Origin of the sequence: Bombiscardovia apis (assembly GCF_033095945.1) — a bacterium.
GTDB lineage: Bacteria > Actinomycetota > Actinomycetes > Actinomycetales > Bifidobacteriaceae > Bombiscardovia > Bombiscardovia apis.
Genome location: NZ_AP026800.1, coordinates 355,207 through 373,557, shown reverse-complemented (window position 1 = coordinate 373,557; position 18,351 = coordinate 355,207). Strand labels below are relative to the sequence as shown.

The 18,351-nt window shown below is 54.7% G+C and carries 14 protein-coding genes; 3 read left to right on the top strand and 11 right to left on the bottom strand.

Annotated features, from left to right (window positions below; translation table 11 throughout):
• Positions 1-166: 166 nt before the first annotated feature.
• Complete coding sequence (locus tag R8377_RS01395) at positions 167-307, bottom strand: hypothetical protein (protein ID WP_317643184.1); 141 nt, start codon at positions 305-307, stop codon at positions 167-169.
• A gap of 191 nt (positions 308-498) precedes the next feature.
• On the opposite strand from R8377_RS01395, the gene R8377_RS01390 reads away from it, so the two are divergent.
• From R8377_RS01390 to R8377_RS01380, 3 genes are read left to right on the top strand one after another with little or no spacing between them, the layout of a single operon-like run.
• A complete protein-coding gene (locus R8377_RS01390; RefSeq protein ID WP_317643183.1) occupies positions 499-1,455 on the top strand; it encodes an ABC transporter ATP-binding protein in 957 nt (318 codons plus the stop codon).
• A gap of 49 nt (positions 1,456-1,504) precedes the next feature.
• The gene (locus R8377_RS01385; RefSeq protein WP_317643182.1) at positions 1,505-2,734 is read left to right on the top strand and encodes an ABC transporter permease; all 1,230 of its coding nucleotides are present in this window, start codon (positions 1,505-1,507) and stop codon (positions 2,732-2,734) included.
• The gene (locus R8377_RS01380; protein WP_317643181.1) at positions 2,721-4,121 is read left to right on the top strand and encodes an ABC transporter permease; all 1,401 of its coding nucleotides are present in this window, start codon (positions 2,721-2,723) and stop codon (positions 4,119-4,121) included. Before R8377_RS01385 ends, R8377_RS01380 begins: the two co-directional genes overlap by 14 nt.
• A 263-nt stretch (positions 4,122-4,384) precedes the next feature.
• Here the strand turns inward: R8377_RS01380 and R8377_RS01375 are convergent, their stop codons facing one another.
• From R8377_RS01375 to R8377_RS01330, 10 genes are all read right to left on the bottom strand, one after another.
• Positions 4,385-4,804: a hypothetical protein gene (locus R8377_RS01375; RefSeq protein WP_317643180.1), complete on the bottom strand. Its 420-nt coding sequence runs from the start codon at positions 4,802-4,804 to the stop codon at positions 4,385-4,387.
• Between the two features lie 9 nt (positions 4,805-4,813).
• On the bottom strand, positions 4,814-5,290 hold the full coding sequence (locus tag R8377_RS01370) for a Panacea domain-containing protein (RefSeq protein ID WP_317643179.1): 477 nt from the start codon (positions 5,288-5,290) through the stop codon (positions 4,814-4,816).
• 219 nt (positions 5,291-5,509) lie between these two features.
• The gene (locus R8377_RS01365) at positions 5,510-6,673 is read right to left on the bottom strand and encodes a class C sortase (RefSeq protein ID WP_317643178.1); all 1,164 of its coding nucleotides are present in this window, start codon (positions 6,671-6,673) and stop codon (positions 5,510-5,512) included.
• A 30-nt stretch (positions 6,674-6,703) separates the two neighbouring features.
• Complete coding sequence (locus tag R8377_RS01360; protein ID WP_317643176.1) at positions 6,704-8,059, bottom strand: class C sortase; 1,356 nt, start codon at positions 8,057-8,059, stop codon at positions 6,704-6,706.
• The gene (locus tag R8377_RS01355) at positions 8,060-8,761 is read right to left on the bottom strand and encodes a hypothetical protein (RefSeq protein ID WP_317643175.1); all 702 of its coding nucleotides are present in this window, start codon (positions 8,759-8,761) and stop codon (positions 8,060-8,062) included. It lies immediately after the preceding gene.
• 6 nt (positions 8,762-8,767) lie between these two features.
• Positions 8,768-9,610 (bottom strand): hypothetical protein, encoded by an 843-nt coding sequence (locus tag R8377_RS01350; RefSeq protein WP_317643174.1) that lies wholly within the window; start codon positions 9,608-9,610, stop codon positions 8,768-8,770.
• A 94-nt stretch (positions 9,611-9,704) separates the two neighbouring features.
• The gene (locus tag R8377_RS01345; RefSeq protein ID WP_317643652.1) at positions 9,705-13,298 is read right to left on the bottom strand and encodes an SdrD B-like domain-containing protein; all 3,594 of its coding nucleotides are present in this window, start codon (positions 13,296-13,298) and stop codon (positions 9,705-9,707) included.
• Positions 13,299-13,797: 499 nt separating this feature from the next.
• Complete coding sequence (locus tag R8377_RS01340; RefSeq protein WP_317643173.1) at positions 13,798-15,717, bottom strand: SpaH/EbpB family LPXTG-anchored major pilin; 1,920 nt, start codon at positions 15,715-15,717, stop codon at positions 13,798-13,800.
• A 258-nt stretch (positions 15,718-15,975) separates the two neighbouring features.
• Positions 15,976-17,163, bottom strand: a complete 1,188-nt coding sequence (locus R8377_RS01335; RefSeq protein ID WP_317643172.1) for a D-alanine--D-alanine ligase family protein — start codon at positions 17,161-17,163, stop codon at positions 15,976-15,978.
• Positions 17,164-17,314: 151 nt separating this feature from the next.
• Positions 17,315-18,313 (bottom strand): NAD(P)H-dependent glycerol-3-phosphate dehydrogenase, encoded by a 999-nt coding sequence (locus R8377_RS01330; RefSeq protein ID WP_317643171.1) that lies wholly within the window; start codon positions 18,311-18,313, stop codon positions 17,315-17,317.
• Positions 18,314-18,351 lie beyond the last annotated feature (38 nt).

The window sequence follows — 18,351 nt, the reverse complement described above, 5'->3', positions numbered from 1 at the left end:
TGTGCTTAGCCCGCGCGACATCATCGTTGAGTCGGCCAGCGCTTAAGGAACCGGCCAGAAGTCAGCTCGCTATGGACAATCTCATACACATTCTTCCCTAACTTTGCGCATTATTGCACCGAAATGGTCTCTTATTTCTTCCTGATTGTGCAACACTGTCTCGTCTTCATCGGCTCCGACTTGAGCAAGCTTGCTGGCGTACTCTTGTAGCTGCGAAAACAAACGAGCTGCCTTGTTCACGAGCCTTGCGCTCGCCCTGATAAATCACATCTTCCGACAGCGGGATGCCGTAATAGACCATAGTCATATCTACCCCTTTCGCCTGTTCATACTCATCTTAGAGTACCGCGATTTGTAATCCAACTCTGTTCGCCATCCACCATAAACATCAAGCCGCGTAGAAATCGTGACAAATGTCATGGGGCGGAGGGCGGAGGCGGGCGCAAGTGGTGACTGGGGTCACTGGGGGTGGCGGGGGTGGGGTGGAATGATGGGGATATGGATAGTTTACAGAATTTTGGGCCGGCGCTGAGCGCGAGCAAGTTGGTGAAGCGGTATGGGGATATGGTGGCCCTGGACCACTTTGACTTGGACGTGCGGCGCGGCGAAGTATTCGGCCTGCTGGGCCCCAACGGCTCGGGCAAGACCACCGCCATCAATTGCATCCTCTCCCTGCTCACTTTCGACTCGGGCTCGGTGCGCATTTTTGGCAAGGAAATGAGCCCCACGGCTTACGACCTTAAGCGCAGAATCGGCGTAGTTCCGCAGAATATGGCCGTTTTTAACGAGCTGAATGTGCAGGAGAATATCGACTACTTCTGCTCGCTCTACGTAAGCAACAAAGCCGAGCGCAAGGACTTAGTCGAGCAGGCCATCGACTTCGTAGGCCTGGGCGACTTCCGCAAGTTCCGCCCCGGCAAGCTCTCAGGTGGCCTCTTGCGCCGCCTCAACATCGCCTGTGGCATCGCCCACCAGCCCGACCTCATCTTCTTCGACGAGCCCACCGTGGCCGTGGATCCGCAGAGCCGCAACGCCATTTTGGAGGGCATCGAGCGGCTCAACGCCCAGGGTGCGAGCGTGGTCTACACCAGTCATTACATGGAAGAAGTCGAGCAAATTTGCACGCGCATCATGATTATGGACCACGGCCGCCGCATCGCGCTCGGTTCCGCAGACGAGCTCAAGGGCATGGTCGAAGCGGGCGAGCAAATTACGGTCGAAACGCTCGACATTAGCGAGTCCACCCTAGCCCAGATTCGCGCCCTCCCCCTAGCTCAGACCACCGAATACAATGGCCAAGAGCTGGTTATTCACTGCCGCCAAGGCGAGCACAACTTCCAAGATGTGCTGGCAGTCTTAGAAAGCACGGGCACCTCTTACGGCCATCTCACCAGCCGCCCGCCCTCGCTCAACGACGTGTTCCTAGAACTGACCGGCAAGGAACTGCGCGACTAGAGCGCAACCGCGCAAACAGTCAGCAGTCCAGCCGCCTTAAGGAGCACTTATGTGGAACTCATTCAAACTCAACGTCAAAACCGCGACGCGCAACCCCTCTGCCCTCTTCTGGGTCTTAACTTTCCCGGTCATTTTAGCGGCCATGCTTATGGGCATGATTGGCAATATTCAAGATGACTATACTATCGCCGCCCAGCCCTTCTCCGTAGTCAACGACAGCAATTGGCAGGCCAACCGCGGGGCTCAGGAGCTTGTAAAAGCCATATCGGGAGAGGCAAAATCGAGCAAAAGCGGCGAGGATACGACCAGCCATCTTATTGACTCCACTGCCGTATCCTCGGCAAGTGAAGCCCGGCAGCGCTTGAACCGCCAGCAAGACATCGGCTACATTTATGCCGACGATGCAGGCCAGGTCAACATGGTCCTCTCCAGCAAAGATGCGGCCGAAATCCAGTCCGATTCTTCCGCCACTAAGGGCATCACGGTCAGCATTATGGCGTCCTCTTTTGGCCGCCTTAACCAGACCGGTTCCGCCCTTGCAGCCGTAGCAAAAACCAACCCTCGGCTGCTGGCAAACCCCAGTTTTCAAGCGCAAATTCTGTCTGGCAACGACACTTATACTCGCCAGATTCGCCTGACTCACCTGAAGCCCACCGTGACCGCGCCCTACTTCTTCGCCGTCTTGGGCATGGCTTGTTTGCTGGGCGCTTCCACCACTGCGGCCATGATTGGCAACACGCAGCCCAATCTTTCGGCCCTAGGCGCCCGGCGCTCCACCTCGCCTCAGCCCAAGTGGCTTCAAGCGTCCGGCGCCTTCCTTGCCTCTTGGCTCTTCTCTTTCGTTTCCCTGCTGGTGGCCTACGTGTTTATCCGCACGGTCTGCAAGGTGGAATCAGGCGGGCGCGACCTCATAGCCCTAGTGGCGATTACGATTGGCACCTTCATGTCTACCGCTTTCGGCACGCTGGTGGGCTCAATTCCGAAGGTTCCGCTGCCCACCAAAATGGGGCTGACCGTAGCGTTAGACTGCACGCTCTCCGTGTTCGCCGGCCTCTACGGCACGCAGTCGATGGATATCAACTATGCAGTTGCCGAGCGCGCACCCTTCTTCCATTTAATCAATCCAGTCAAGCAGGTGGCCAACCTCTTCTACGACATCGTTTATTACGACAGCTTGGCACCTTTCGCCCGCACCTGCGGCATTCTGGCCCTTATGAGCGCCCTCTTCTTAGCTGGCGCCGCCATTCTTTTGAGGAGACAACGCTATGAGTACTTGTAAAACTGCCCTGCGCATCATCTGGGCACACAAGTCCTATTTCTTGCTTTACCTAGTTGGCATGAGCGCTATTATGCTCATTATTGGCGGCTCCCTCATGCAGTCGGCAGTCAAAGCCACGGCTTCCAGCTCCGTTGGGCAGTTTGAACCGGCCCGGGCTAGAATCGCAATTATTAACCGAGACCAAGCCAGCCAAACCGGGCGTGAGCTGAGCCAAGGCTTAAAGAGTTACTTGAAAAAGTCATCTACCGTGGTGGAGGTAGCCGACGACCCCCAAGCCCTGCAAGATGCCAACGTCTCGGGCAAGAGCAATCTGACCGTTTTTATCCCCGAAGGCTACGGCCAGCAATTCGTGGACAAACTCAACGATTCGCTCGCCGCTGCCGTCGCTACTACTGCCGCGCCCCCCACCAGCAATCCAGAGACCGCCACCGCCCAGAGCCCCGCTTTCCCCAAGGTTGAGGCCTCCGCTTCCTACAATTCCAGCCAAGGCAGCTTGGCCCAGCTCCAAGTCGACTCCTACTTTGACGGCCTACGCACCGCGGCTCTGTCTAGCTTGGCTCAGGAAACAGCGCAAGCCCCGCAGCCGGTCGATGCAGCCGCACTCAAAACCGCTTCGGACTACACGCTCGCCCACTACAGCAGCAACCAGCCCGCCATCAAAGTGCAGGCCACCAATACAGCCAGCAGCACCACCTTGGCCGCCGGCTTTGCCTCAACCGTAAGCCTGGGCGCATACCCGCTTATGTCTGCACTCACCGTCTGCATCGCTACCCTCTTCTGCGCTTTCAGCTCGGCCGACCGCCACCGCCGCCTCCTCGCCTCGCCCCTGCCCACCGGCTCCATGAACGGCCAAGAGCTCCTAGCCGCCTTCATTTTGGGCGTCGTTGCTTGGGTTTACATGATCGCCGCCACGCTGGCCACCGCCGTGCAGGTGGGCAGCTCCCTCTCCAGCCTAGGTTGGGGCCCTATCACGCTGAGCTTTATGATGATGCTGGCTTTCATCGCAGCCGCCTCCGCATTCGGCTTCATGCTCTCCCAGTTCAACCCCTCTTCGACGCTCATTAACGCCGTCTCGGTCACCTTCGGCCTGGTTATCATGTTCACCTCTGGAGCCTCCAGTAGCGCCACCCTGCCCCCGGTCATGCAGACCATCGGCAAGCTCACCCCCGGCTGGTGGTACAGCGCCGCAGTCACCGCCGCAATGGGCGTGGACTCCCCCGGCCAAGGCCTCTCAGCCCGCAGCTCCACCGCCTGGCTGCCCCCACTGGCCATCGTCCTCCTCTTTGCTGTGGCATACATAGGAATCGGCCTCATGGTCTCCCGCCTCACCCGCACCCAAGCCAAGCTCGCAGCCCCCACTGCCTCTGAACCCACCTTGGTTGGCTGAGGCAAATTACACCGGTTCAATCCCCCAGTGTGGCGCCCGTACCCAACAGGAGCAAACCGCGAGTTACTTGGCTCCACGCAAAAATGTAGCGGGTGTCCTCTTCTTGAAGACACCCGCTAATTGGGAGACCGCTTCACACTTATTTCTCACATAAGCCGGTCGAGTCGTCCCTTGTTCATTTGACAACAATATAGCATGTACAAGTAGCAACGTTCAAGCGCTCTCATGCTTAGATAACCAAACAATAACTACCGGCATTCATCTTATGAACCACCATGCTCGTAGGCATCACCAAAAGCATGCTCGAAGCACAACACATAGAGAACATCAGCTACGCGTTTGCCGAGCATAGCCTTTTTGCCCTGACCATATCGAAAACTCAAAAATTGTCCGACACTTTCGACATCCAATCCGCTCGGAACTGAACAACGAACACTAGTATCAGAAATTCTCTCGAACCCTAAGCCGTGCTTAGGATCCAATTTCAACTTTTGTATAGACCGGTCCGATAGCATAATCAAACGCCGAACGAAAGCTTCAAACTCCTTACTCTCATTCGACTTCAAGATTTTCTCATCCATATATCGAAAAGAAAACTTAAAGTAAGAGTCGCTCTCTTGAACCCCAGACGAAGCCTGGCTGATGGTTTGAGGCTTGACCTTTGGCCGCTGTCTTCTTGCCATCAATGAGCCTTACTGATGGGAAGCTACGGTATCAATCCCCGAAAAATACTGTCGAATTGCCTCGTTTGGAATAACAGTACTTTTTTGGTCTGGATTAAAGCGATCCTTCCAAGGAGCGGTGTCATGCGACATATTCCTGAGCTTCCAAGCACTGTATTGGCCGTATGTATCCCAGATTCCCGCAAGGAAAGAAGCTGTATCTTCGTCAATTAGTGACCAATTGTAGTCGGAATCAGGCGCCAAGTCATCGCTCGAATATTTCATTTCACGGTAGACTTCTGGAACGACTGGACCGTGAGCCCAAGCCTGAATCGGTTCCGAAAACAGCGGTTTACCATAACGAGCCAAATAATGCCCTTGAGCATAGTACAGCAGCTTTTGAACCTTAAGATTCGTTAAATCATCACCATCTTGATCGTCGTCATTGTATGCCCAATTTATAAACCACTGAGCAATTTGTTGCGCTGAATATTTTGCCTGTGTCACTGTTCTCATCCCCTTCCACCTATTTACTTCGAGAGTTCTCACACCACTTCGTTTACTCAACTCTCTAACATCACCTATTAGAAGTCTATCCGACCATCTCTACCAATACACCTGTGATTTTAGCTGTTCCACACACCGCTCAAAATCCCTGGTATCGCCTCAAACTGGGCACGAATCATACTAAAACACCCAAGCGCAACAGCACGATTTGACCAGCACTTAGACGGCGAAGAGGCGGAAGAGGTGGGTGTTGAACCAGGAGTAGCCTAGGTCGGGGCCGGGGAGGTAGTGGTCGCCTAGGAGGAGGCCGCGCAGTACCCAGGCTTCGAAAATACACAGAATTGCGGCCACTACTAGGTAGGCAACGAGGAGTTGCAGGCCCGATTTGCGGCGGGAGCGAGTCACCTGGTCGAGCTGCTTGGTCATGTAGCCCAAGGCGCTGCCCAGCAGGATTAGCGTGGTAATGACCAGCAAATACATACGGTGGTCTACGGTCTTGCGCACTTGGTTAAAGGTAGGATTGATAATGGTGGCCGAAATGAGACTGCCCTGCACTATCAGCCTCTTGTCGTTGACGAAGCGGGGCCAGCAGGTAAGCAAAGTCACTTGCGCCTGGCCCTGGTGCGCTTTAAGCACTTCCACCTGGTTCGGATTAACCAGATCCGTGCGATCCACCCGGTAGGTGAACTCTCGGTTGAGGATTTGCACATGGATAGTGTCGCCCTCTTTGACTTGGTCCAGCTTGTCGAACACTACCGAATCAGTCAAGCCGGAATGGCCTGCAAGCACGGCGTTGGTATTAGTCACATCGTCGGGGATAGACGTGCTGGCCACATGCTCAACCCCCTTACCGGGCGAAGGCTTGCCACGACCGAAGTAAATAGGCTCGTTGAGCTTGATAGATGGCACTTCTATCTGCCCCATCACCGGAGTTTGGACCAGCGATTCGATGTGCTTATAGCCCTTGGGAACTGCGTAGGTGTCGTAGACAAAGGGATCCTTGACCTGCTGTGTATTGAGCGAATGGTTGTAGTCGTCGATAGTGCGCTTGTAATCGTTGAGCTGGGCTTGGCTCTTACCGCGGATACTCTCACCGTAAGTGACACTCACACTCTGGTGGTTAAGGCTAGTCACCTGCTTAGAAACCACGGAATACGACCAAAATGCGTAGCCCATAATCAAGCTAACAATGGCGAGCGCACCGAGAATTTTGGTACCCAAATGCCCTTTTTGGGTATGTTTGCCGGGGTAAGCGGCGTGGGCCATCCGCAGCAGGCAGGATTCACGGAGTTTGTGTGCCTTGCGCGACTGCTTCAGAACCGGGGCCGGGTTGGCCTTGTGGACTTTGCGAGTCTTACGCAAGTATGGCTTTTTATGACGCATAAACGCTAACTATCTGGAGGGCAGGCACGGTTATATCTTTCCTGCACGCGGGAGAATGTCGAAGAAGAAGGTGATGTGATGGTCGAACCAAGAGTAGCCCAGGTCGAAGATAGGCAGGAAGCCGGTACGCATCATGAGACCAAAGGAGGCCCAAGCGCAGAAGATGCCCAGGAAGATGAGTAGCCAGGCAGCGGTAAGTAACTGTCGCCGGCGCTGCTGAATCTGCTCGTAGGTGTATCGCGTGTGGCGGATTGCACGCAAGATGACCCGGCGACGCCAAGCCGAGAGTTTGGATACAGAATCTTGCGCTTGTGTTTGTCTTTCAGTAGGTGGTGCTGGGCCGACCTCTGAGGAAGCATCGGACTCCGCGCTCAGATCTTGGTGATCTGTTTTTCTGCTGCTTTCAGACTCGGAGTCGTTCTCTTGAGCCACTTTTCGAGCGTTGAGCTCTTGGGTAAACTCACGCCGCCGGGCCAGCAAGAACCAGACAATAATACCCGCAATAAGAAGGGTTATCAATAAGGCCCACAGGACCCAGATTGGCACGCCCGGCGAAACAGTTGGAGCCACGTTGTCGCCGATATATTTAGCTCTCACCAAGTAACGCTTGTTGTTGACACCGTAAGGGTAACAGGTGAGCAGAGTGACCCAGTTTTCACCCAATTCCGGCTGAATGTCAGAGGTATCGGTGGGCTCGATAATCTTAATCTGGTCCACCTGGTAGCTCATGTGGCGGTTGAGCACGGTCAGCTGGAAAATATCACCATCTTGCAGCTGGGTAATGTTGTCAAAGAAAATGTGGCCCACAGCGCCCGTATGCCCGGTCAAAACTGGGTGCACACTGGCCTGAGTAGTCGGCAGCTGGGTGGTAACGATGTGACCGCCACCCTCCAGCAAGACCTGGTCGCTCGTGCCGTGATAAATGGGCTGCTTCATGTGGATCTTTGGCGCATCAATATACGCCATCATGCCTTTTTCATCCACGTTCAGAGTGCGCTCATAGCGGTCCAGAGGCGGTGCCACTCCCCTATACTTAAACGGATCTTTCAGGGTAGGCGTACCCAAATCAATGTTGTATTGGATAGCATCAGACCACATTTTTTTGATTTGCTTGGGGCTGAGCTGGGCCACTTTCTCCTCGTAGACGCCAATAGCCTGCGCCTGCTGACGGTAGTTGACGTAGTTAATAATGAGCGGGTAGATAAAAATACCAATACCGACGCACACAAACACTACAGTAACGAGGTTGATAATCCAGTTTTTGGAATAGCGGTTGCGGGCCAGAGACGGATCTCGCTCTATGGCCTGAGCAATAATCGCCTGCTTGTGCTCTTTAGAACCTGGCTTGGGAGCCGCATGAGTGTGGCGTTTGGAGATGTTACTCATTTAGTAGAGCCTTTCAACGCGGCCGCCGATAACAGAATTCAGCTGGGCCGAGGTCTGCTTGGGCGTAATGGCAATCCACACCTGACCGCTCAGGCCGTCGTATTGTGTGGCCTTGGGCTGCCAAGTAGCGGAATCGTAATTCCTCATTAAGAGCGGGCCGTTAGTTTTCATGGCGGACTTAAAATTGGTTGCCGCCTCTGGCGTTTCAAACTCAGCGTAAGCGGTCTTGAGCGAGGAGCAAACCACGCCAAAGGAGAGTCCGGAAATATCTGACTCACCCAACTCCACCCAACCCTGCTTGCACTCACCGAGCGCAGAAGAGATAACCTGCTGAGCCGTGTCACTATGTTGTAGGGGCGCCTTCTGTATTTGCACACCAAAGAGACCGCGTGGATTGTTGAGTGCAACCGCGTAAGAAGATGCACTCACCGCTAGGGCCAGCAGGGCTGCGATGCCAGCCAAAGCGGTGCGACTGCTCACAAAGCCGCCGCGAGCCCGCCTGCGTGCAACGATGTAGAGACCGCAAGCAAACAGGAGGGTTGCCCCAGCAAAAACTCCAGTCACCCAATAGCGAGGTATGCGCTCCATCCAATGCAAGTGAACCATCACATAGGTGGGATTGACAGCACGCAGCATGTCGAGGCCGGCAGCAACGCAGGCACACAGGGCGAGCCCGTAATCTACTCTTCTAGCATTTTTCATGGTCTATCACTGCCCCAAATCTGCTATTTCGCCGCCCAGCAGGTGGTGCAAATTCTCACCCTCGTGCATGGGAGTAATGGCCAGCCAGCGGGTACCTGAAACCGAGCAGAAATGTTGGACTGCCACGTTCTTTTCGGCACTCATATAGTTGCGCATGAGGGCCGGGCCGGCTTTGTCGACAATGGAAGCAAAGTGCTCTTGGTCGGCATCGTGAAAGAACTCAGCATACATAGTATGTTGCGAAGGGCACATAATACCGAAGGAAATACCTGGCATGTCAGCCTCTCCCAAACTCAACCACTGGGACTTGCAACCGGCAAGCTCACGTTCAATCACAGCTTGTGCTTGCTCAGAATTTCCGAAAGGAGCAGCGGTTGCAGGGCGCCCCATAACCCCCACTGGGTAGAGCGAAGCAACCAGCAGGGAGAGCGCAGCCATAGCAACGCCAACCACTCCCACGGTAGTGGCACCTGGAGCAACTGGTCCCGAACGCGGGCGAGGACGTGTGCGCACCAGAGCCGAATGCTTGCCACTGCGGGCCCGACTGTGGGACCGAGAGCGGGCATAAGAAACCGAAAGCCTAATTCGCACTACAATCAAAACCAGCAAGAGCAGCAGGGCACAGGCGAAGGTGAGCCACACCAGCTCGGAGCCCGGCAGCCACTGTTTGAGCCAAATGTTGAAGCCGTCGTGAACCGAGCGAGCTAGCTGCACTCCCCCGGCAGCAAGCGTGCAGAGAGCCAAGAGCCAAGATACAATGCGAGCGAGCACCTGCTCAGGACCTAAGCTGGAGGCGGCTGAGGAGGTGCTGCGATGATCATTCTCGACGGGCACTACTGACTTATGCAACGAAGCTAGTCCTTTGTTTGAGGATTCTAACGATGAAGCCCACAAGCTGCGCCCGGCCATAAACCGGTAGGCGCAGCCTGTGAGCTAGTGGGCTTTACTTATCTGAGCTGCGGTGGGCACCACTGCGCTCAAAGTAGCCATGTTCCTTGCCCCAGCGCACGCTGTAGACGCTTCCGAAAGCAACACCACCGGTAACGAGCGCGAGAGCACCAGCCACACCCCAAGGCAGTGCACCGGTTTCGGGCAGCATACCCTCATGGCCTTCAATGCCGTAGGTGATGGAGCACACGATAGAGAGACCTGAGCGAGCCGGAATATCTACCGTGGGGTTAAAGTAGGTCGAAACCTTATAGGAAACATCATTCTTACTAACGCTCTGCTGATCGCTGGGCTGCGGAACTGCGGAGTCGTTAGGCAGAGCATTGACCTTCAAATCGTAGGAATTGATGGCGCCCGATTTACCTACATAACTGCCCTGGCATGTCGGAGTCTGCTTCTTGCTCATGGTCATCACAGAATCCTTCTTCTGCTGCCCCACCTTGACCTTAGGTAGGCCAGTGGTGACGGTGACCGACGAATTCGGCATGCCAATAGCAATCTTGGGCAAATGGGTTTGCGAGGTCGACGCTGGCGACTTGCTGTCAAGCAAGACCGAATCGCTGGCCGTGGAAGGCGCATCCTCAGAGGTATCGAGATTGTACTTAATATTGGCAGGCTCAGCTAAGTCGCCCACTGACTCCTCATCGGAAACCCTTGCCACGATGCGCATGGAAACACTCACATCGTAATATTGGTAGTCCTCAATTTCACCAGGCTGAACGAAGTATTCCTTGTCGGCTGCCGCAGTGAAGGGCATCGGCCCACCGAAGGCTTGAGTAGTGTCGTCGGCCGGTATCTTGCTGTTCATCAAATCAGCGGGATCGCCGCCTTGCTCTTTCCATAGACCGTTGGTAACGACCGCGAAGCGAGCCTGAACCGGGCTTACTGCACTCGACGAAAGCGCTGGCACTGTAAAGGTGGAGTAAGTTTGCGCCGGATCTCCCGAACCGTCGGCCTCACCACCGGCGTAGGCAGCATAAGCAAGCGTGGATTGAACGCTAGTCCACCCGCCTAAACGGCCCGGAGCGGCCGAACTCTGCCAGCCCAGCACTAAGTTGGGCGCGCCCTGAGCAGCGTCGGAAGCCGCCAAACTTCCGCTAACTTTTGCCTTAATACAGTATGTGTATCCAGAGATTAAGTTGGTGCCTTGCAGGGGCTGGAGCACTGTGTCAGTGTAGGTGGGATTAGGCGAACAGTAAGTGCTCACATCCTTAGTTTGATCGACGGGCATCAGGAGCTGTATGCCGTCGTCGGTCTCACTATGCGACTGCCCGGTCACTGGATCCGCACTGCTTGAATTCGCGTCTTGGTCAGGCGAACCATCCGAGTACAGGCCCAGCTTGTCTCCCAACTGCATGCCGCTTGACTTCTTATAGATATTAGTCAAAGTCTGTGGATTGCGCAGGGAGGGACCCTTCTGCTTCTTGGTGGTATTAAACGGACCAACGTTGGCGGGGCGCCCCGCGTTTACACCAGTCGAACCGCTGGCATCACCAAAACTGGCAGCGCCGGTCGAGATAGCGAAGTTAATCTCAGGGTTCTGGAAGTAGGTGCGCATATCCACCTTGGCATAGGTGGCCCATTCGGGGCTGCCATTATTCCAAGCCGGGTCTATCTCGCCCATCTTCTGGTTGCCATCAGCATCTAGAGGCGGGTTGGGATCCACGTAGGGGAACTCCTTGGCTCCTTGGCAGGGCCTGCCACTCTCGCCAGTCTCCACCGAGATGTCTCCGCCCACGCAGGAAACAGTAGGAATATTGGCAGAGCCGGCCGGATCAGCACCCGTTCCTCCCACTACCGAAGCCCAAGTCTGGAAAGCATTCACATTGTCAATTCGCGGCTGCACCAGACGCACATAATAGGTGCCATACGCCGAGAGAATGAACGAGTAGGAGCCGTCGGCACTCGTCGTAGTTGTACCCACGAGCTTGCCGTTTTTATCATACAAATCGACTGTTAAGCCCATCACGCCCGCATCTTTGAAGCCGCTATAGTCGGCATCAGATTTCGAATCCTCGTAGACCTTACCCTTTACAACGATGAGTTCCTGAGCCGATGCGGAATCTCGGTTACCTCCCGAATCCGACAAGGGGTTCTGGATAGTTGTTGACCCGTACGGGGTTGCGATTGACGGATTGTTAGTAGTGGTAATGATATTCATTACACCGTCAAGCGGGTTGACTCTCACCGGATACTTCGTGGCGTTCATAGGCGTCGTCATAGTCGAACCATCGGAAGGCGTAAACCTGCCGTAAAGCGGATAGTAACCAGAGAAGAGGAAGTTACCGCTGTGCACACCCATACCGACAACCCAGTTAGCAGGTGCGCCGTAACCGCTGGGAGAAAAGGTCTCACCGTGCTTAGTCTTCGTCAACACACTGTAGCGCCATGGCGTATCTGGAGAACCGTCAGTGATGCTCTTTTCGTTACCATTAAAGACAGTATTAGGAGCTATTTTCAGGATTTCAGTGGTTCCAGTATTGGTATATGAGCCCGATGTTGCCGCATATACGTAGAAGTTTCCAGATGCATCCAATCCCATATCGGGGCTGGCTTGTAGGCCTCCCGAATACGAGCAAGCCGCATTATAGGTACGTTTCGCCGCTTCATATACGCCATTGGCTCTACAGGCAGCCGGCTGATATTCCTGATTGTAGATGGTGGCAGACAACTGATCTTGAGGAGGAGTCGTCATACTCTTTTGCCAATCGTTGGCCTGGACTGGGCCTGAGAGCGAGAAGCTACCATCGGTAGGATCCCAAATGCTGTAGGCAATACCACCATCGTTTTGCATGACGCTTGAACCGCCGCGGTTGACGACATTACCACTGGTAGTTCCGTTGACGTAGAGCAGACCAGTCACCTGATCCATCTCGCCACCGGTAGCCTGAGAGCTGCCCGTAGCCGGGAAGCCGAAGCTACCGCCGCCAGAGCTATCGCTACCCCCGGGCGTGGGCATACAAGTCCAAAAGATATTAGTATTCGCACCGGTCGTGTCGTGCGGATCTTGGCCAGCTTCATAGTCGTCAAAGCGCAGAACTGGAGTATATAGGCCGTTCGTAGCATTGTTCACACCCGAACAGCTCAAACCGCCGACTGACGTACCGCCCGCCCAAGACCATGTGTACAGTGAGAGCGTACCGTTAGGATTTCGCGCTTCACCACCGAAGGCACCTATAGCTTGAGAGGTGAAAATATAGGAGCTACCTAAAGCATTTTGGGAAGCCGTCTGCGTCTTGGTCGGCTTCACATAAACAGAAGCATTAACGCTCTGATTGAGCGGCTTACTATCCTCAGCGTCTTCCGTAAAAGTATTCTTCATAAACAGCGGATAGAGCTGATCAACCATTCGAGCAGTCACAGAGCCCGACAAAGGTGAGGCAAGATTATCTGTGGTCCAATAGGTGTGCTCTTTATCGAGATGGCTTGGTTGGCCTTGCTCGTCTTGGAAGACTGCCTGGTACCCATCGACCGGCTGCCACTGCGTAAGTGGAGAAGCGGGTGCCTGGTGGGCCAATTTCGGCACAGTTTCAGCAGCGCTTGCCGCGGACGCACTTGTAGTATCTTGCGACCCAATACCAATGAGCATGACTGCCACGGACCCTACTACGAGCCCAGCAGACAGCATTCTACGTACATTTTTTCGTGTTGCAAACAGCTTTGACGTCATATCAGTTCCGCCCCGCCGTCATATTACATTCCTCGCCCTTGGTTGTCGTCTTTCCTAAAAACGGCAAAACCTGGTGTGTGCGGCCCCAAAAGCCAGCACTTTCTATCGAATAATTCAGCGACTTCTGCGTCGTCTGAGTCTTGTGAACCCCTCGAACACCCCTACTATAGGCAGTCGAAACCTGCCCAGGCTGATTGATGATAAGCGCATGTATTGGACCTGCCGTCCAATTCGCGTCAATCCCAACCTTGGCATAAACACATGTCAAATGACGTCGTGAAATCACCGTCATGTCTCCTCCCCCCGGAGAATACAAGTCTGTTAGTTCCCGCTTTGCAGCTGGGAAGAAAGTATGGACCTAGAGGCCCATGGTTTCAACAGTGAAGTCGAAACCAGGAACCTCTAGGAACCATAAACATTAGCGAGTAGTGGCCTGTGCCTTGCTAATGCGGAAGCGTACGTAGAGCGTGATGCCTACGACAGCCAAACCGAGAACCAGGAAGATTAAGATACCCTGGCTACCGGTGAGAGGCAAACCAATAGGAGCCTCGGCAGGAGTGAAGTTCTTCATACCCACAGAAATCGGCTTATTGTTTGCATCTTTGAAGTTAGCGTTGACAATAGCACTGTCTGCGCTGTAAGTAGCACCGAAGATGTTGGTATCGATCTCAGGAACGATGGAGCCAAAAGCAGCAATATCCTTAGCGGTCTTGCCAACATACTTGCTGAAGTCCACAGAACCAAAATCGGTGCTGGGAGCCTGGTAGCCCTTAGGAGCAGCAACCTCGACGAGGTTGAGCTTGCCAGCGGAAGCCGCAGTCAGCCAAGGGCTGTCTGCAACGGTGTCATCAGGAAGGATGGAGTTACCATTGGCATCGGTTGTGAAGTTGCTGTCCTTGAACAGAGGCAGAGCCGTGAAGGTCACGATGCCCTTGTTGTTGGAGGTAGCGGTTACGAAGTTACCGGTGTTGGCGAAGGTACCGTCTTGCAGCAGGAAGCTGGTCGGATCGGAAGGATCGCTCAGGCGGAACTCTGCGCCTTCGAGGCCTACAGCGGAAGTGGTGTCGGTCTTGACGAAGTTGAAGCCTGCGGACGAAGAACGTACGTCGGCTGCACCTTCGGGGTTGGCCTTACCAGGAGTGCCATCAAAGACATCGGCGTTGGCAGTGTTCTGAAGGGTACCGGCAGCGCCTGCAGCGCTATCACCAGCAGCAGTTACTGTAGCAACGTAGACCACGGTCACACGAACCTGCGCGGGGCAGGAAGCGATAGCGGTCTTGAAGGAGTTAGCTGCAGCAGGAGTCGGCCAGAGGTCGACGGTCATGAAGTTAACGCCTGCGCCAGAGTTACCGTCTGCGAAGAGCGGAGCATCTTCATTAGCAGGAATACGCTTGGGATCGTCGGTGCTGGTGGTTGCAGTATAGTCAGTGCCTTCCACCAAATCGGTAGAAGCGCCGCCTGCGCACTCCCAGCTCACCTTAGGCTTGCCGGTGACGCTGAGGCTGGAGGAGAGACGGTCGGAGATACGCACCTGAGGCTGAGTAGTCGTTCCGTTGATCTCGGAAACATCCAAGTAGCCATCGCCTGCTACAGCAGCACCGGTGGTGTTGCCAGTGGGGTTGATGCCCTTGGAAGCGTCGTAGATGTTTTCCGACAGCGTGTAGGTGAGCTGATTGCCGACCTGGGCGATGTTGGAGCCAACTACAGACTTGTTGATCTGGTTGCTGGTGAGGTTCTTCGGGAACACGGAGAGGTTGTAGACATAGCCTGCAACGTTGCCCGTGTTGGTGGTGAAGAAGGGCAGACCAAAGAGGTTGGGCTGAGAAACCGTAACGCCAGTAGGCTTGTTGGTCTCCTGAAGCACGTAGTAGTTCACCTTGGAGAAGTTGGCCCAATCCCACTTGAGAACGCCGTTACCATCGGTGATGCCTGTCTTCTCAGCAGCACCGACCGTACCGCAGTTCACGGTAGGAGCGGTGGCGGTACCAGCAGTGTTGGTGCTGGTGATCTTGAGATCAGAAGCCTTGCAGCCTGCGTCCAAGGTAATGGGGAAGAGCGAGAACTCGACACCCTGTAGAGGAGTGCTGCCTGCGCTAATCAGCTGTGCATCTTGAGACGAACCGGTTGGCGTAACGCCAGCGTCGGTCTGCTTGTACTTCGTAATAGTCAGCGATACAGGCTGATTCGTCTGCATCTTGCCGGCAATGAAATTGTCAGTAGTATTGAATGTGTCTGCATGAGCCACAGAAGGCAGAGCTGCCCCTAGGCCAAGCAAAGAAAGAGCTAAAACGCCAGTTAAGGCAGTCTTGCTCCACACATGGTTCTTGTTAGTAACCACGATATAACCCCCGATTATTTTATTATGAAACACACTGGCCAGAACAAATAGATTGAGTTCTGGTTGTGCAAGCTTCATATTATGGACTAAGTCCACAATTGCAAAATAGGAGTCACTTAAGGGCTGAAAGTCAAGCGCGAGTAGGCAAATAGCGCTCTTTTATTCTCCAAGAGCGTATACGACACGCGACAGCTTCGCCTTTTCTGTGATTTATATCACACATTGATTTCACGTTTTCTTCACATCTCAACTTGACGTTTACTGCAAAACACCTTCGATAAGCTGCGTTATGATGTCAACGTAAGCAATGCCAGTGGTTTCCCAAGCCTTAGGATACATAGAAATCGGAGTAAAACCCGGCATCGTATTAATTTCGTTGACCATGATACTGCCGTCTGGCAACACGAAAGAATCAACACGGCTCAATCCGTGGCAATCCATGGCTGTGAAGGCACGGGCGGCCGTCTGGCGCACCAACTGTAAGGTTTCATCAGGCAGATTGGCTGGAACTTCAACATGCGAGGCCTGGGCATCCATGTATTTGCTATCGAAATCATAAAAAGCGTCGTCAGCTGGGCGATCCAACACAATCTCGCCAGGCCAAGACGTCTGCGGCTCTTGACCTGCCACTGGGTCAAAGACCGCACATTCAATCTCGCGCGCAGTAATCCCCTGCTCAATAAGCACCCGCCAATCATGGCGAGAAGCTTCAAACAAAGCCCGAGCCAAGTCCTTAGCGTTTTCAGATTCCACCTTGGTAACCCCGAAGGAGGAGCCGGCCCGCGAAGGCTTTACGAAGACAGGGTAAGTCAGGCCAGCCTCGCGCACAAGACCAACCAATTCATCGCCAGCCGCTTCGATAGACTCGCCTCCTGCCAGCGTGCGCGCATCGACCGTTATACCCGGGGCCACAGGAATGCCTGCCGCTGAAAGCACAATCTTGGTAAAGTGCTTATCCATGCAAGCAGCAGAGGCAAAAACGCCACAGCCCACGTAAGGCAGGCCCATCATCTCCAACAAGCCCTGCACAGTGCCATCTTCGCCGTAGGGGCCATGCAAGACAGGGAAAACTGCGTCAATATGACCTAGTGAAGTGAGCGAGCGAGTCTCTTGGCCCAGCGTCGGCAGCTGCTCAGCTCCTGCTTCCCCATCACTAAGCTCTTCGTGGACTCCCGCATAGAATCCATCGGCTCCCTGAGCTAAGTCAATCACAACCGGCCGCGCGCTCGGCGTAATCGAAACCTGGGGCAACGAATCGCCGCTGAGCTCCCAATTACGCGGATCTTCGCCGTCTACTATCCAAGTGCCCAAGCGGGTAATGCCCACCGGAATCGGCTCAAATCGGTCGCGGTCAATAGCTCGCAGGACTCCAGCTGCCGAGATGCAAGAGATGGAATGTTCGTCGGCACGGCCGCCGTAAAGCACTACGATGCGCTGCTTTGCCATAATTTTCCACACTCCTTGGCTCGTCATTAGTCAGTCTCAAAAAGCACCCGGATAACTTTCAGACTCTTCTCAGTAGAATAGGCGCACGCATGGTCCTCGGGGGCAGACTCGGTTCAAGGCCGCCTCTCAGACCAGGTACACGCATAAGCATTTATTCGGCGATAATTGAGCCGCCGAAAAGCTCCTCAATCATGCCGGCACAGTTCAAGCCGTCGTTGAGCACATGGCTCATGGCAGACGCCAGCGGAGTTGCAATACCCAAGTTGTGGCCCAGTCCCACCACAGCGTCGGTGGTAGGTACGCCCTCGGCCACGCCTTGACTGGCCTGAGTGGCTTCCTCAATACTGAGCCCCTTGCCCAAGTTGAAGCCAAAGGTGTAGTTACGGCTCAAGGAGGAGGCACAGGTGGCCACCAAGTCTCCCACTCCTGCAAGGCCTGCGAAGGTCTTAGCTTGAGCGCCGGCCGCCTCGCCTAGGGCCGTCATCTCAGCCAGTCCGCGGGCTTGAATCATGGCAGCAGTATTTTCGCCATAGCCAGCGCCGCGAGACATACCCACGGCGAGCGCGGTCACGTTTTTCAGAGAACCACACATCTCTAAGCCAATAACGTCGCTGGAAACGAAGGGCTTAAAGTAGGGCGCTTCGCAGGCTTGAGCCACCTGCATTGCAGCTTGAGCGTTGGTCGAAGCCACGACAGTTGCCGAGGGCTCGCGGGCAGCGACTTCCTTACTTAAATTAGGGCCCGAAACGGCTGCAAACCGCTCTGCAGGCAGGCCCAGCGCCTCTGTTACCACTTGGTCCATGCGCTTACCACTCTCGCGCTCAATGCCCTTCATGAGGGAAACTACGATGGCGCTATCCCCCAGTAGCCCTTTAAACTCGCCCAAGGCCTCGCGGGCATGCTGGGCAGCAATCGCCACTACTACAATGCTGGCATCTTGCACTGCTTGAGCCCGGTCGAGGGTTGCAGTAACCCCATCGGGCAGGCGGTCGATGGAGGGCGTGCGCTTGGGGTTGCGATGCTCTTCATTAATGGCACGCACCACCTCGGGCTCAATGGCCCACATGGTCACCTGATTACCGGCATCAGCCAGCACCTGCCCAAAGGTGGTACCCCAGGCACCTGCTCCTAGCACTGCGATCTTGGTCATGCTACTCCTTGACGTTGCGAATATGTGCGCCACCCGGC